Source organism: Parafrankia discariae, from assembly GCF_000373365.1.
GTDB lineage: Bacteria > Actinomycetota > Actinomycetes > Frankiales > Frankiaceae > Parafrankia > Parafrankia discariae.
The window spans coordinates 156909-169940 of record NZ_KB891103.1 but is presented as its reverse complement, the minus strand read 5'-3'; the positions used below and the strand labels follow the sequence as shown (position 1 = coordinate 169940).

Annotated in this window: 14 protein-coding genes; 8 read left to right on the top strand and 6 right to left on the bottom strand. The window is 73.9% G+C overall.

Annotated features, from left to right (window positions below; translation table 11 throughout):
• Nucleotides 1-95 precede the first annotated feature (95 nt).
• A complete protein-coding gene (locus B056_RS0102805) occupies nt 96-632 on the top strand; it encodes a hypothetical protein (RefSeq protein WP_026239256.1) in 537 nt (178 codons plus the stop codon).
• A 137-nt stretch (nt 633-769) separates the two neighbouring features.
• On the opposite strand, the gene mscL is transcribed toward B056_RS0102805, so the two are convergent.
• Nucleotides 770-1279, bottom strand: a complete 510-nt coding sequence (gene mscL, locus B056_RS34840; protein WP_018500383.1) for a large conductance mechanosensitive channel protein MscL — start codon at nt 1277-1279, stop codon at nt 770-772.
• A 111-nt stretch (nt 1280-1390) separates the two neighbouring features.
• A complete protein-coding gene (locus tag B056_RS0102795) occupies nt 1391-3733 on the bottom strand; it encodes an Hsp70 family protein (RefSeq protein ID WP_026239255.1) in 2343 nt (780 codons plus the stop codon).
• 360 nt (nt 3734-4093) lie between these two features.
• On the opposite strand from B056_RS0102795, the gene B056_RS0102790 reads away from it, so the two are divergent.
• Both B056_RS0102790 and B056_RS0102785 read left to right on the top strand, forming a co-directional pair.
• Nucleotides 4094-4354, top strand: a complete 261-nt coding sequence (locus B056_RS0102790) for a hypothetical protein (RefSeq protein WP_051105512.1) — start codon at nt 4094-4096, stop codon at nt 4352-4354.
• 54 nt (nt 4355-4408) lie between these two features.
• Nucleotides 4409-4657, top strand: coding sequence for a DUF6158 family protein (locus B056_RS0102785; protein ID WP_018500380.1), 249 nt, complete (start codon nt 4409-4411; stop codon nt 4655-4657).
• A 79-nt stretch (nt 4658-4736) separates the two neighbouring features.
• Here the strand turns inward: B056_RS0102785 and B056_RS0102780 are convergent, their stop codons facing one another.
• The 4 genes from B056_RS0102780 to B056_RS34835 all read right to left on the bottom strand — a co-directional run bounded on the left by B056_RS0102780 (nt 4737) and on the right by B056_RS34835 (nt 8457).
• On the bottom strand, nt 4737-5375 hold the full coding sequence (locus B056_RS0102780) for a phosphoribosyltransferase (protein ID WP_018500379.1): 639 nt from the start codon (nt 5373-5375) through the stop codon (nt 4737-4739).
• Nucleotides 5376-5477: 102 nt separating this feature from the next.
• Nucleotides 5478-6005 (bottom strand): DoxX family protein, encoded by a 528-nt coding sequence (locus B056_RS0102775; RefSeq protein WP_026239254.1) that lies wholly within the window; start codon nt 6003-6005, stop codon nt 5478-5480.
• Nucleotides 6006-6244: 239 nt separating this feature from the next.
• Nucleotides 6245-7573, bottom strand: a complete 1329-nt coding sequence (locus B056_RS0102770) for a CapA family protein (RefSeq protein ID WP_230202791.1) — start codon at nt 7571-7573, stop codon at nt 6245-6247.
• 338 nt (nt 7574-7911) lie between these two features.
• A complete protein-coding gene (locus B056_RS34835) occupies nt 7912-8457 on the bottom strand; it encodes a MarR family winged helix-turn-helix transcriptional regulator (protein ID WP_018500376.1) in 546 nt (181 codons plus the stop codon).
• A gap of 936 nt (nt 8458-9393) precedes the next feature.
• On the opposite strand from B056_RS34835, the gene B056_RS0102760 reads away from it, so the two are divergent.
• From B056_RS0102760 to B056_RS0102740, 5 genes are all read left to right on the top strand, one after another.
• Nucleotides 9394-10185, top strand: a complete 792-nt coding sequence (locus B056_RS0102760) for a nucleotidyltransferase family protein (RefSeq protein ID WP_230202789.1) — start codon at nt 9394-9396, stop codon at nt 10183-10185.
• Nucleotides 10182-10946 (top strand): metallophosphoesterase family protein, encoded by a 765-nt coding sequence (locus B056_RS0102755; protein WP_018500374.1) that lies wholly within the window; start codon nt 10182-10184, stop codon nt 10944-10946. The genes B056_RS0102760 and B056_RS0102755 overlap by 4 nt, the downstream gene beginning before the upstream one ends.
• An 88-nt stretch (nt 10947-11034) precedes the next feature.
• A complete protein-coding gene (locus tag B056_RS0102750) occupies nt 11035-11589 on the top strand; it encodes a hemerythrin domain-containing protein (protein ID WP_018500373.1) in 555 nt (184 codons plus the stop codon).
• Nucleotides 11590-11797: 208 nt separating this feature from the next.
• Nucleotides 11798-12223, top strand: a complete 426-nt coding sequence (locus B056_RS0102745; protein ID WP_018500372.1) for a DUF2795 domain-containing protein — start codon at nt 11798-11800, stop codon at nt 12221-12223.
• Nucleotides 12224-12398: 175 nt separating this feature from the next.
• Nucleotides 12399-12968 (top strand): rhomboid family intramembrane serine protease, encoded by a 570-nt coding sequence (locus tag B056_RS0102740; RefSeq protein ID WP_230202788.1) that lies wholly within the window; start codon nt 12399-12401, stop codon nt 12966-12968.
• Nucleotides 12969-13032: the final 64 nt, after the last annotated feature.

The following is a 13032-nucleotide window of genomic DNA, read 5'->3' as shown; positions in this document are numbered from 1 at the left end:
TGCGTGCAGTGGGTGGGATGTGGTCTGTCGGCAGCCTGACCGGTAACTCGCTCGATTTGGTGGGTTCATCTGCGCAGACTGGGTAGGTGCACCCCATGGCCCGACACCGCAGTCCTGCCTCGCCGCGCCGGTCGACCCGCCCCGGCGGGTCCCGGCGCGCCGCGCGTCCCGTTGTCACCGCCGCCACGGTCGTGGCCGCGGGTGCCGTCACGGTCGGTACGGCGTTCGCGGTGTCGGGGTCCACCTCGGCCGCGCCGCCGGTGCCCGCGCAGCGGGTCGGCGTCGTCACCGCGACCGCCAGCGGGCCCGGCACCGTGGCCCCCTCGGCGCAGGAGTCGTCGGTGATCGTGAACGCGGTCCGGAGCAGCGCCCTCACGTCCGCAGTCCCGCCGGAGAGCTACCGGGTCACGGGCACGGTCCTCGCCCGCAGCGACCAGAGCTGGGCCTGGGTCGAGCTCGTGCCCGTCACCGACGAGGTCGACCGGGCCGAGGGCGTCCTGCACCGCGGCGACTCGGGGTGGGAGCTGATCCAGATCGGCAGCTACGAGGTCGGCTGCGGCATCGTCCCGACCACCGTCGCGGCGGATCTCGACCTGGAGTGCCCGAGCGACCAGCCCGACTTCGACGCCTGACCGGCGTCTCGGCTGAGGCGCCCGTCCGGCGCGTGCGCCCGAAGTTCGAGTGACCGGCGGCTGAGCCCCGGGTTCGAGGCCGCCGGGCTGGGCCCACGGGGAGCCCAGCCCGGCGTCGGCCTTCTGCCCGCTCTCCGTCAGCTGTTCTGCGGCGGCTGAGCGACCAGCGGCACGGCGGCGGGGTGGCCGTTCGCCGCGAGCAGGTCGCGGATCTCGGTGAGCAGTCGGGCCTCGTCGCTGATCACCGGCTCCTCCTTGGGTTCCGGCTCCTCGCCGCGCCGGCGCATCTCGTTCGCCTTGGCGAGCGGCAGGACGATCACGAAGTAGATCACCGCGGCGACCACGATGAACGTGATCACATCGTTGAGGAACGTTCCGTAGTTGAACTTGCTGTCGTTGATGGTGAACGTCAGGCTGGAGAAGTCCGGCTCGCCGCCGATCGCGGCGATCAACGGCGTGAAGATGTTCTTCACCAGCGACTGGACGACGGCCGTGAACGCCGTGCCGACGACCACCGCGATGGCCAGGTCGACGATGTTGCCCCGCATCAGGAACTGCTTGAAGCCCCGCAGCCCCGGAGTGATCAGCCGCGTCGGGGGCTCGACGACACCGCGACCACTACTGACGACCTTCCGCCACCCGAACACGCCTGTTCCTCCACAACCTCGGGCCAAAACCGCCGAGGGGAGGCTATATCCGGATGATCGTGAGTAAAACCCCAGGTCATCGGATGCGTGAGATCCGGGCCCGCGGCCCGGTCAGCGCGCCGCGTCCGGCGTGTAGGTGATGTCCCACAGGCGGGCGGTCTTGTCCGTGCTGGTGGTGGCCAGTAGCAGGCCGTAGGGCGCGAACGCGCAGGCCATGACGGTGCTGCTGTGGCCGGTCAGCGTCGCCACCGCCGTCCCGGTGGCGACGTCCCACAGCCGGGCGGTGTCGTCGGTGCTCGCCGTCGCCAGCAGGACGCCGTCCGGGGAGAACGCGCAGCTCTGCGCCGAGCCGGGCAGGGTGAGCGTGGTCGTCCCGGTCGGGGTGTCGGTGAGGCGGGTGCCGTCGTTGCTGGTCGTGGCCAGCAGCAGGCCGTCGGGGGAGAACGAGCAGCCGTTCGCGAAGTTGGTGTGCCCGGCCAGACTGGTGATCGTCTCGCCGACGGTGACGTCCCAGAGCAGGGTCGACTCGGCGCCCGCGGTGACGAGCAGCCGGCCGTCCGGGGAGAACGCGCACCCGTACACCGAGCCGCGGTGCCCGGTCAGTGTGGCGATGTTGGTCCCGGTCGAGACCCCCCACAGCTTGACCGTCCGGTCCGTGCTGACCGTGGCGAGCAGCCGGCCGTCGGGGGAGAACGCGCAGCCGTAGACGGGGCCCTTGTGGCCGGTGAGGGTCAGGGTCAGCCGCTCGGTGGCGATCTCCCAGATCCGGGCGGTCTTGTCGCTGCCGGTGGTCGCGAGCAGGTCGCCGTCCGGGGAGAACGCGCAGCCGTGCACGGCGGAGATTCTGCGTCCGCTCAGCCGGCCGACGGTGCGCCCGGTCGTGGTGTCCCACAGCCGGGCGCCGTCCCGGCTGGTGGTGGCGAGCAGCCGGCCGTCGGGGGAGAACGCGGCCGAGGTGACGTCGCGTTCGTGGCCGGTCAGCGTCACCCGTGTGGTGACCTCGACGTTGCGGGACGGCCGGTTGCTGCGCTCGAACCCGCGCAGGTCGGCGGGGCGGGCCGAACCGGCCGGCGCCGGGCCGGACGGCAGCGTGGTGGCCAGCCAGTCGACGTCGCGCACCACCGAACCCGGCTCGGCGTGGGTCTCGACGAGGCTGCCCGGACCCTCGGCGGCCAGGTCGAACAGCGCGCCGTCGGTCAGCCGGACCCGGGCGAGCACCGCCCCGGCGTCGAAGCGGGCACCGGGCTCGACGAGCCAGCGGACCATCGTGGCCCGCCCGCCGGGAATGTCCCAGCGGGCCGGGCGTACCACCGGGTCGGGCCGCGCGGCGACGGTGCGCCGGGTCGAGACCGTCGCCGCCCAGGAGGCCGCGCCGAGCACGACGGCCTGGTCCGGCTCCGGGGCGGTGAACACGTGCTGGTGCGGCCAGTCGGTGCCCACCCCGAGCCGGCCGGCGAGGATCTCGGTGACCACCGGCATCCGCGACGAGCCGCCGACCGGCAGCACCCCGTCGAGCTGCTCCGGGCTGATGCCGGTGCTCTCCAGCAGGTGCTGGCAGCAGGCCATCGTCCGGGCCAGGGTCGGTGAGGCGAGCTTGTCGAACCGGTCCCGCTCCAGGCTGACCAGCAGGCCGGCGGGGCTGAAGACGTCCTCGACGAAGGCGACGTCGGTGAGCTGGTGCTTCACCGCGCGGGCGAAGTCCAGCAGCTCGTGGCGGGTCCGGCTGGCGGCGGTCTGGAACACCTCGCCGACGCCGGTCGGGTTGAGCAGTGGTTCGAGGCCCGGCCCGTAGTGGCCGAGGATCTCGTCGAACAGCAGCTGGTCGAAGTCGCGCCCGCCGCAGTCGTGCAGGCCGGCGTGCCCGAGCAGCTCGTGCCGGCCGTCCTCGCCGACCACGATCAGGGACGCCTCGAACGTCCCGCCGCCGAGGTCGTAGACGAGGACGAGGTTGCCGGGCTGCGGGCCGGCGGGGCCCATCGGCGCCCAGGCGGCGGCGACCGGTTCGGCGAGCAGGTCGACGTCGACGAAGCCGGCCTCCTCGGCGGCCCGGATCATCGTCCGCCGCAGCGGCCCGGCCGGGTCGTAGCTGGCCGGTACGGTCACGACCGCCCGGTGCAGCGCCTCCCCGGCGAGCTGGACCTCGGCCTCGGCGCGCAGCGCCGCCAGAACCGCGGTGACCAGCGCGGCCGGCTGGTGGGCCCGGCCGTCCAGGGCGATGGCGGTGTTCCTGGTCAGGTCGCGTTTGACCCCACCGCGGTAGGCCGCGGGCCAGATCCGCTTGCGGCGCTCGGCGAGGGTGCCGACCACCAGAATCTCGCCGTCGGCGAAGACGGAGGCCGGCCAGCCGGCGGCGCCGCTCGCGGGCTCCCGGACCGTGGCCACCTTGCCGTCGACGACCAGCGCCGCGGACGCGCTGTAGGTGCCGTAGTCGATCGCGAGGATCGGCTCCACCACCGGCACCCTCCCCGTCGACGTCGCAGGCCTACGTCACCGGACCACGTCACCGGACAGAGGTGATCCCTCACCGCCGGTCGGGTGTCCGACCTGTTGATCAAGATGAGTTGTCCGGAGATGGCCGAAGTATTCCGGGAATCGTAGCGACGGCCGCCCACGCGCCGCCGGGCGCGTCCCGCCCGGGAGGTCGGTGACCGCTCGGCGTGGCCGTCCGACGTCAGGGCGCGACCGGGCGGGTTCGGGGAAAGCCGGGTGGGGGGTGTGCTCCGCGGTGACGCGGGTAGGCGACGAGAGAGATCACCAGGCGTCGGGCGCGCGGCGAGCGGGTCCGGGGCACCCGGCGACGAGGAGGTTCCGGCCATGTTGATCAGGAACGTGGAGTCGATCGCCAGCGGGGACGTCGCGGTGACGCCGCCCGGCCCGGGGCCCGATCCCGTCCCGCCCAGCCCGATTCCCGATCCGGTGCCCCCCGGCCCGGGCCCGGATCCGGTGCCGCCGGGTCCGGGTCCGGATCCGGTGCCGCCCGCTCCCGACCCGGATCCCGTCCCGCCCGGTCCGGTGCCCGACCCCGTCCCGCCGGTGCCGGGGCCTGATCTGCTGCCCGGTGGTGCCCCGGCGTGAGCGCGAAGTGCATCGGGGAGTGGGAGACACGTCCGCACGGGGTAGTGGTCCTTCATGAGCCACCGCCCCGAGGGAATTCCCGCGCCCGAGCTCTCCGACTCCGACCTCGTCCGTGAAGTCCGGCATCTGCACCTGACCAGGCACGACACGTTCCTGGCCGGGAGCGAGGACGCCTTCGAGACCCACACCCAGCGGATGCTGGAACTGGAGCGGGAGTACCTGCGCCGGTTCCCCGACGCCGGCAGCCCGGACCCGCGGCGGACCCGGGCCGGCCGTCGCCGCGCCGCCGGCGTCGGGGGCTAGCACCGGGCACCCGCCGGTCGACACCGGGCGCCTGTCGTCGGTGGCCGTCGGCACGGGGATCATCCACCGTCGGCGGGCGTCACGCGGGGGACGCGGGGGAGAGGAACCCGCGGACCTCGTCGTCCGTGGTGGCGCCGAAGTCGCGGTAGTACGGCCCGACGGCCACGAAGCCGTCGGGGACGGCCAGGCAGACCAGGGCGTCGACCTCGGGCCGCAGGGCCCGCGCGCCCTGGTCCGAGGCGACCGGTACGGCGGCGGTCACCCGCGCCGCGCCGGCCGAGCGCATCGCGCGCACGGCCGCGATCATGGTCGCGCCGGTCGCGAGGCCGTCGTCGACGACTATCACCTCGCGACCGGCGGCCGCGGGTGGCGGCCGGTCACCGCGGTAGGCGCGTTCGCGGCGGGCCAGCTCGTGCCCCTCGCCGTCCGCGATGGTGTCGATGACGTCGGGGGCCAGCCCGAGCCGGCGCACCACGGGCTCGTTCACGATGCGGATCCCGCCGGTCGCGATCGCCCCGATGGCGAACTCGGGCTGGCCGGGCGCGCCGAGCTTGCGCACGGTCAGGGCGTCCAGTTCGGCGCCGAGCCGGCGGGCGACCTCGGCGGCGACCGGGACACCGCCCCGGGGCAGGCCCAGGACGAGCCCGCCCGGGGCGGCGCCGGCGAGCCGGTCCGCCAGCAGCGCGCCGGCCTCCCGCCGGTCGGCGAACAGGTACATGCGGGTGGGCCTACCCCGCCGTGCCCGCCATGACCCGAGCGCCGCGATCCGCGGCCCGTCCGGCGGCGCGGCCCGTCGCGCGGGCCGCCCGGCGGTCGTGGGTCAGGCGGACGGCGTCGTGGGCGCCGGCTTGTTCGGGCGCCACGCGGTCGCGAGGAGGCCGGCCGAGCCGCCGATCCCGAGCACGAGGGCGATGATCGCGCCCACCCAGCCGTCGAGGTCGTCGTCGATCCCGATCGCGTGGTCGAGCGAGGCCTTGCCCGGGCCGAGGATGGCGATTCCCGCGCACAGGACGGCGATCATGAGCACGTACTCGTAGCCCTGGCCGGGCTTGAAGATGAAGAAGCCGTTCTTGCGGTGCGCGGTGATCCCGGCGACCACCATCGTCCCCATGATCGCGCCGGCGCTGAACGGGTTCAGGAAGCCGAAGGCGAGCCCGAAGCCGGCCGCGATCTCCACCAGACCGGACGTCCAGGCGTGCACGATGCCGGGCCGCAGGCCCATGCTCGCGAACCAGCCCGCGGTGCCCTGGATCCCGCCGGGCCCGAAGACGTGGTTGTAGCCGTGGGCGACCAGCGTGAGGCCGACGATGATTCTGAATATGAGCGCCGCGGTGTCGGGCGAGGTCACGGGTACTGCCTCCCAGGAGGGGACCGGCCGGTCCGGACCGGTTCGGACCATCGGGTGTAGGTGATCGGTTGTGGGTGCCCGGTTTCGGATGCCTGTGGAACCGGCGCCGTCGTGGGTCAGGTGGACGATGAGATCAGACGGTAGCGGTACTCCGGCCCAGATTCGACAGCTTGGGTGACAAAGTAACCGCTCACTCCCTCGGTGGTGACGCTACGGCGGACATCGATCGGCACCGGCTGTCAGGCACCGGCCCCGAGCTGGCGCGGCACCCGTTCCGGGCGGACCCCGTCCACCTGTCCCAGCGAGGTCAGCGCGGCCACGGTGCGCAGCCAGGACGCCGTCAGCTCGGCCCGGGCCGACCCGGTGGTGCCCGGGTCGTCGAGGGCGTCCGCGACCGGGCGGACGGCTCCGTCGGAGCCCGTCCAGGTCGGGCTGTAGGTGAGGCCGACGATCATCCAGCCGAGCGCGGTGCGCCGTACCCGGGCGTGCAGGAGGGCGCCGTCCCGGCCGCGCCCGGCGGCGCCACCGCCGGCGGCTCCGGTGGTGGCGTCCGCCGCCGGGGTGGTGATCGACCCCGTCCCGTAGGCGACGTACTTGCCGTCGACGCGTTCGACCGGCCGCACGGTGCCGGTGCCGGTGCCCACGACCAGGTCGACGAGCGGTGAGTGGAGCAACTCACGCGCGGTCGCCCGCTGCCGCTGCGTCGGCGCCGTCCCCGGCGGTGCCGACGCGCCCGGCGGTGTTCCCGGCGGTCCGGTCGCCGGTGGTTCGGTCCGGTCCGGTCCGGTCTGGTCGGGGGCCCAGGACAGCGCGACCACGACCAGATCGGCGCCGGCCGCGCGGGCGCGGGCGGCGTCCCGCAGGATCCGGGCCGAGTCCAGTCCGCTCACCGTCCAGCCGGCGGCACCCGGGTCCGCGGGGGTGGTCCCGGTGGTTCCGGTGGTTCCGGAGTTCTCGGTGTAGGAGAGCAGCGAGATCTGCGCGCCGCGTACGGGCAGCAGTGACAGGGTGCCGGCCTCCAGCGGGTCGCGGGCCGTGCCGCTGTGGTCGATCGCCGCGCCGTCGAGGGCGTCGAGCAGGCCGCGCACCCCGGCGCCACCGAGCCGGGCGGCCCGGTTGGAGGCGGTGGCGCAAGCGTCGAAACCCACCCGCCGCAGGGCCTCGGCGACGGCCTCCGGTCGGGTGGTGGGCGTCGGCCCGCGGCAGATCGCGAGGTCGGCGGAGGACAGCAGACTGCCGAGCGGCGCCAGCGCCGCGCGGGCGCCGGACGGGTCGAGGTCCAGATCACCGCTGAAGGTGAGGGTGAGTTCGGTCGTGTCCCCGGCACCGGACGCGCTGCCCGCCCGCGGTGGCCAGACCGGTCCCGGTTGCTCGCCGGCCGGGGTGCCCCAGGGGGGCTGTCCCGCCTCGTCCGCGGTGGCGCCCAGGCCGGGTGGTCCCTTGGCGGCGCCCACGGATGGTGGGCCGCCGGCCCGGCCGGGACCGAGGGTCAGGACGTGCCGGGTCAGGACGTCGGAGAACAGCCCGAGGCCCACGGCCGCCACCGCCAGGACGCAGACCGCCACCACCAGGGGCCGCGTCGGCGGCAATTCGTGCCGCGTGGGCCGGGGGCTGTGCCGCGTGGGCCGGGGTTCCTCGGGCCGCGCCGACGGCGGGTCGTCGTGACCCGCCGCCGGCGGTGACTCGTGGTGTTCCGCGGCTCCCGCCAGCCCGGAACGGCCCGCCTGGAGCGGTGGGCCGCGGCGCGGGCCGCGTGCGGAGCGTCTGCGGAACATCGTTCCCATCGCCTGGGTCTGATCGGAGGGGTGGACCCTTCCAACCTAGGCGACGGGTGTCTGGCTCACTACTTTGAGTAGTTGGATCCGATGTTGATCGGATCTTGTCGGTGTTACGGCCGATCCCGCCGTCAGACGGCGGCGTTCCCCTCGGCCGCCGAGATCGCCGGCACGGACTCGACGATCCGCGTCAGCATGGAGAGCAGGGCGGTGCGTTCGTCCGCCGAGAGCGGGGAGAGCAGGAGGTCGTTCATCCGCTCCACCCGCCCAGCGACGTGGCTGTGGGTCGACTCGCCGCGCTGCGTGAGCCGCAGTACGTTGCGGCGGCCGTCACGGGGGTCGCGCACGCGGCGGATCAGCCCCCGCTGCACCAGTCGCGCGACCACGTCGGCGACGGTGGAGCGGTCCAGCGACGCCCGTTCGCCCAGCGTGCGCTGGTCGATGTCGGGGTCGGCGAGCAGGCTGTTGAGAACCACGAACTGTGGCGGGGTTGTCTCGGTGGACACGGTGGCGGTCCACAGTTGATATGTGACCTGCTGCAGACGGCGGGCAAGCTGTCCGGGGTGTGTCGACAGGTCTGCGACGGGCCGCGCGCGGCCGGGGTCGGTCTCCTCGGCCGGCCGTCTCGGTCCCGGGTATCGCTGGTTCACGGCGTCCTCACCGGTCTCGATGGTCACATGCTCGGATCGTGCGGGCGGGGTCAGGGCTTCGTTCCATTCCTGGATGGTGGGCGGGGACGTTCGAGCGCGCGACGGCAGGGCTTCGCGTTGGTCATCATCTCGCATCTGTACGCCCGTTGCCGGCAAGCCGGAGGAATCGAGTCAGGACGACCCCCCGGAACGGGTAACTCATCCGGCATGCACCAAAACATCGCTACTCGACGAAAGATATCCGCCGGCTGGTCTTCGGGCGCCTCGCCGCGTGTCTCTCGTGGTGTCCGTGAGGTCCCGGCGGCGGCGCCGACTGTGCCGCCGCACGGGCCGAGCTATGCAGGACGGACAGTTTCCACTGGCCCGACAGTGTCATCGCCGACAGCTCGGCGTAGCCCGTCAGGGCCGTTGCCGAAGTGCTCGACCAGCGGCTTCAAAGCACGCTCCGGCGCAGCGCGGCGGCATGTGGCGACTGTTGGAGTGCATATGTCCGCGGGACCTATGTCGGCAAATATCGTCGGCGGCTACCGGATGGTGCGTACACTCCTCGCTCCGAGGGATGCGTAGGTCACGCCCGTCCCGCGCGGGAACAACAAGGCGCACTTCTTCGTCTCGGTCGTGAAGAACGGTCCGGGCGCGGGCGCGGGCGCATGTTCCGCCCGACGTTCCGCCCGGCGTTCCGTGGAAGCGGTAGGCGGTGGAACGGCGTCGGCCGTGTGCAGTTGGCGCCGGCGGAAGACCGTGTGCGTACGTGTCGTGAACACGACATGGGGTCGGCTCTGTCACCGAGGTGCTGCCGCGCGGTTGTGTCCGAATTGGCGGTGATGCGCCCGAGCGCCGCCCGATGCGGGGGGGCCCGGCACCGGATGCGGCCTTCGGGGAGTCAGGACGATCGGCGCGGGTACCCCGATGGTCATGGATGATGCGCCCCGCGGTCTGCGGGAAAGTCTCAAACGTGTCGCCGTGACGTTGAAAGAGGCGGAGATCCCCTTCGCGCTCGGCGGCAGCTACGCGTGCTGGGCCCGCGGCGGGCCGGAGCCCGTGCACGACGTGGACTTCATGCTCCGCGAGGCGGACGTCCCGCGCGCCGTGGAGGTCCTCTGCGCGGGTGGGCTGCGCCCGGTGGACCCGCCCGAGGACTGGCTGACCAAGGTCTTCGACGGCGACGTCCTGGTCGACCTGATCCACCATCCGGTCGGTCGGGCGGTCACCGACCAGATGCTGGCCCGCTCGAGCGAGATGTCCGTCGACTCGGTCCGGATGCCCGTCCTCGACGCCACCGACTGGTTCGAGATGACCCTGCTCGCCCTCGACGAGCGGTACTGCGACCTCGGCCGGGTGATCCCCATGATCCGCGCGATGCGCGAGCAGGTCGACTGGGAGCAGGTCCGCCGGGCCACCGCCGAGTCGCCGTTCGCCGAGGCCGCGCTGCTGGTCGCCACCCGGCTGAAGCTGATCCCACCGCCCGCCGTGGGCGGCGGCGAGCCGGTCACCGTCCTGGACGTCAACGAGCCGGCGGAGTACCTGGCCGGTGACCTGCACGAGCGCCTGGCGGAGGATCCGCGGGTCGCCGAGCTCGGCCTGGACGTCGCCGTCGGCCCGGAGGGGATCACCGTGCGCGGGGAGGTGGCCACCGAGGGCCGCCGCCGCGCGGTCGACGCGGTGCTGGCCGACGCGGTGCCCGGCCGGCCCGTCCGCAACGACGTCGTCGTGTCGAAGCGCGACTCACCGTCGACGATGGAGAGTGTGTCGTGATCCGGATCGCCGCGGTCGGGGACATCCACCTGGGTACCGACTCGCGCGGGTCCTTCGCGCCGTGCCTGGCCGGGATCGGCGACCTGGCTGACGTCCTGCTCGTCGCCGGTGACCTGACCCAGCACGGACGGGTGTCCGAGGCCGAGGTGGCCGCGGCCGAGCTCGCCGCGTCGGAGATCCCGGTGATCGCCGTCCTCGGTAACCACGACCATCACAGCGACCGTGCCGACGAGGTGGCCGCCGTGCTGGGGCAGGCCGGTGTCGAGGTGCTTGAGGGCTCCGCGGCGCTGGTGCGGGTCGGTGGGCCGCGGGCGGGCGGGTGCCGCCTCGGCGTCGCCGGGGTCAAGGGCTTCGGCGGAGGCTTCGCGGGTGCCAGCGGCAGCGACTTCGGCGAGCCGCTGATGAAGGCGTTCGTCCGGCACACCAAGGAGGTGAGCGCCGGTCTGCGAACCGCCCTGGAGAGCCTGGAGTGCGACGTGCGGGTGGCTCTCACTCATTACGCGCCCGTCCCGGACACCCTCGCGGGCGAGCGACCAGAGATCTTCCCCTTCCTCGGCAGCTACCACCTGGCGGAGGCGGTGGACGCCGGCGGCGCCCAGCTGGCGCTGCACGGGCACGCCCACGGGGGGACGGAGAGGGGGCGGACGGCCGGCGGGGTCCCGGTGCGCAACGTGGCCCGTCCGGTGATCGGGAAGGCGTTCGCGCTGTACGAGGTGGGTGCCCGGCTCGACCCGGCGCCGGCGGTGCCGGCCTCCGTTTAGTCGCCGTGAGTGCTAGTTCCGTCGCGGAGGGGAACTCCATCGGTGCAACGCGCATCCGTTGAGGGACACACCTACCGAGAGGCATGACATGCCTGAGCGAGACGTCGTCGATGTGCTGACCGCTGACCACGCGCGGGTCGAGCGGTGGTTCCGCGACTACGAGGGGACGCCGTCGCCGGCCGAGCGCAGGCGCCTGATCACCAACATCGTCATCGAGCTCGTCCGGCACGCCGAGGCCGAGGAGATGTACGTCTACCCGCGGGCCCGGCTCGTCCTCCCGGACGGCCCGGCGGTCATCGACCGGGAGATCGCCGAGCACTCCGAGGCCGAGCGGATCATGCACCGGCTGGAGCGGTGCAAGCCGATGGACGCCGAGTTCGACCCGTTGGTGCGCGACCTGATGCGGGTGATCCGGGGCCACGTGCGTGAGGAGGAGAAGGACTGGTTCCCGCGGCTGCGCCGGCTCATGCCCGCCGCGGAGCGCCGCCGGCTCGCCGAGCTCGTCGAGGGCGCGAAGGTCGTCGTGCCGACCCGCCCGCACCCGGCGGCTCCCGACCGGCCGCCGTTCAACGTCCTCCTCGGGGTCGGGACGGGCATGGCCGACCGGGCCCGTGACCTGCTCTCCGGGCGTCGACAGCGCTAGGCCTGACCCGGAGGTGGGGTCCGGCGGCGAAAAGTCCGTGCCCGGAGTGCGCGGACCGGCCGAGGCCGGGTAGGTCCCTGACACACCGGTGGTACCGGGCGGCGGGTGGCCGCTCGGCACCACCGGATGCCACCGGATGCCACAAGGGGCGCCCGCCACCGGCGCGGTGCCCGGCGCGACGAGGCATCACGAGGAAAGAGGACGCCACATGTCGATGGATCGGGGCAGCGCCAAGCACGGGGCCGTGCGCGACGAGCTGATGGCCCACGAGGTCGAGGGCCTCGTCCGCGCCCGCCGGGACACCCGAGCCGACGAGTGGAGGTCGCCGGAGCCACCGGGCGAGGACGTTCCCGCGCTCGCGGCCCGCCCGGACGGCGCCGGCGTCCTCGGCAGCGCCCCGCCCGGGATGACGACGGTCGATGTCGAGGAGCGTTCGGAGCTGGCCCGGTGGCTCGGGCGCGCGGTCTTCCCCGCCGAGCGGGACGAGGTGATGGACCACCTGCGTCACTACCACGCGCCGGACCGGGTGGTCGACGAGGTCCGCGCGGCACCCGAGGGGGTCCAGTTCACCTCGCTGGGCCAGCTCTGGCGCGCGCTGCGCGACGACGCGCACGTCGAGTCGCACCGGTACTGAGCCCGAGTCGAGCCCGCGTCGGGTGAGTCGCGTGGGTGAGCTGGCGGTGCGCGGTGCGGGGGGTGCCGCGCCGAGGCCGTAAACCGGGAACCGGGGTGAGGAACGCCGCGGGTGAGGGGGCATATCGGTGGGCGAGGCAGGCATGACGCTCCGGAGCACGGGCACAGACGCTGGCATGGATGGTCCTGTCCTGGAACGACGCTCCCGTCAGCGGCGCCGGCCCTTCGGCGGCCCGCAGGTACCCAGCCCGATCGGCGTGCGCCCCGACCCCGTCGCCGAGGACGGCGCGCGTGCGCCCGCTGCACGCCGGCCGCGGCCGGCCGCGGTGGGCGCCGGCAAGGTGGGCGCCGGCAAGGTTCCGCGGCGCCCCGCCTCGGCCGGGTCCGTGGCGGTGCGGGGCGGGAACGGAGTCACCGGGTGGGTGGGTGCGCATCCGGTCGCGTTCGGGCTGATCGGGGCGGGTGTGCTACTCGTCGCCTCGGCGCTGGTCGGCGCGCTGGACCTGTTCGCGGTGGGCGCCGTCCTCGGATTCTGGACGCTCATCGCCGCGACGGGGCTGGTGCTCGGCCGGCCGGGGGTCGACTGGCAGGTCCCGACGGAGGAGCTCCGGGCCGGTGCCCGCCGCGCCGCCGTCGTCGGCCGGCGGGAGGCCGGTCGAGCGGCCCGCGGCCTGGCGCGGACGGGGGGCAGGACGGCCCGTCGCGTCGAGAACCGGGCCCGGCGCGACCGGCCGGCCGGCGACTGACAGCCGGCGGCTGACAGCCGGCCGCCGGCGACTGCTCGCCGGCCACAGGTCGGGTCGTTCGCGG

Bases quoted from the DNA above. Each gene is read 5' to 3' on its own strand.
- B056_RS0102805 (WP_026239256.1), top strand. From the start codon at position 96: ATGGCCCGACACCGCAGTCCTGCCTCGCCGCGCCGGTCGACCCGCCCC.
- B056_RS0102790 (WP_051105512.1), top strand. From the start codon at position 4,094: ATGTTGATCAGGAACGTGGAGTCGATCGCCAGCGGGGACGTCGCGGTG.
- B056_RS0102785 (WP_018500380.1), top strand. From the start codon at position 4,409: ATGAGCCACCGCCCCGAGGGAATTCCCGCGCCCGAGCTCTCCGACTCC.
- B056_RS0102780 (WP_018500379.1), bottom strand. From the start codon at position 5,375: ATGTACCTGTTCGCCGACCGGCGGGAGGCCGGCGCGCTGCTGGCGGAC.
- B056_RS0102750 (WP_018500373.1), top strand. From the start codon at position 11,035: ATGCCTGAGCGAGACGTCGTCGATGTGCTGACCGCTGACCACGCGCGG.
- B056_RS0102745 (WP_018500372.1), top strand. From the start codon at position 11,798: ATGTCGATGGATCGGGGCAGCGCCAAGCACGGGGCCGTGCGCGACGAG.
- B056_RS0102740 (WP_230202788.1), top strand. From the start codon at position 12,399: ATGGATGGTCCTGTCCTGGAACGACGCTCCCGTCAGCGGCGCCGGCCC.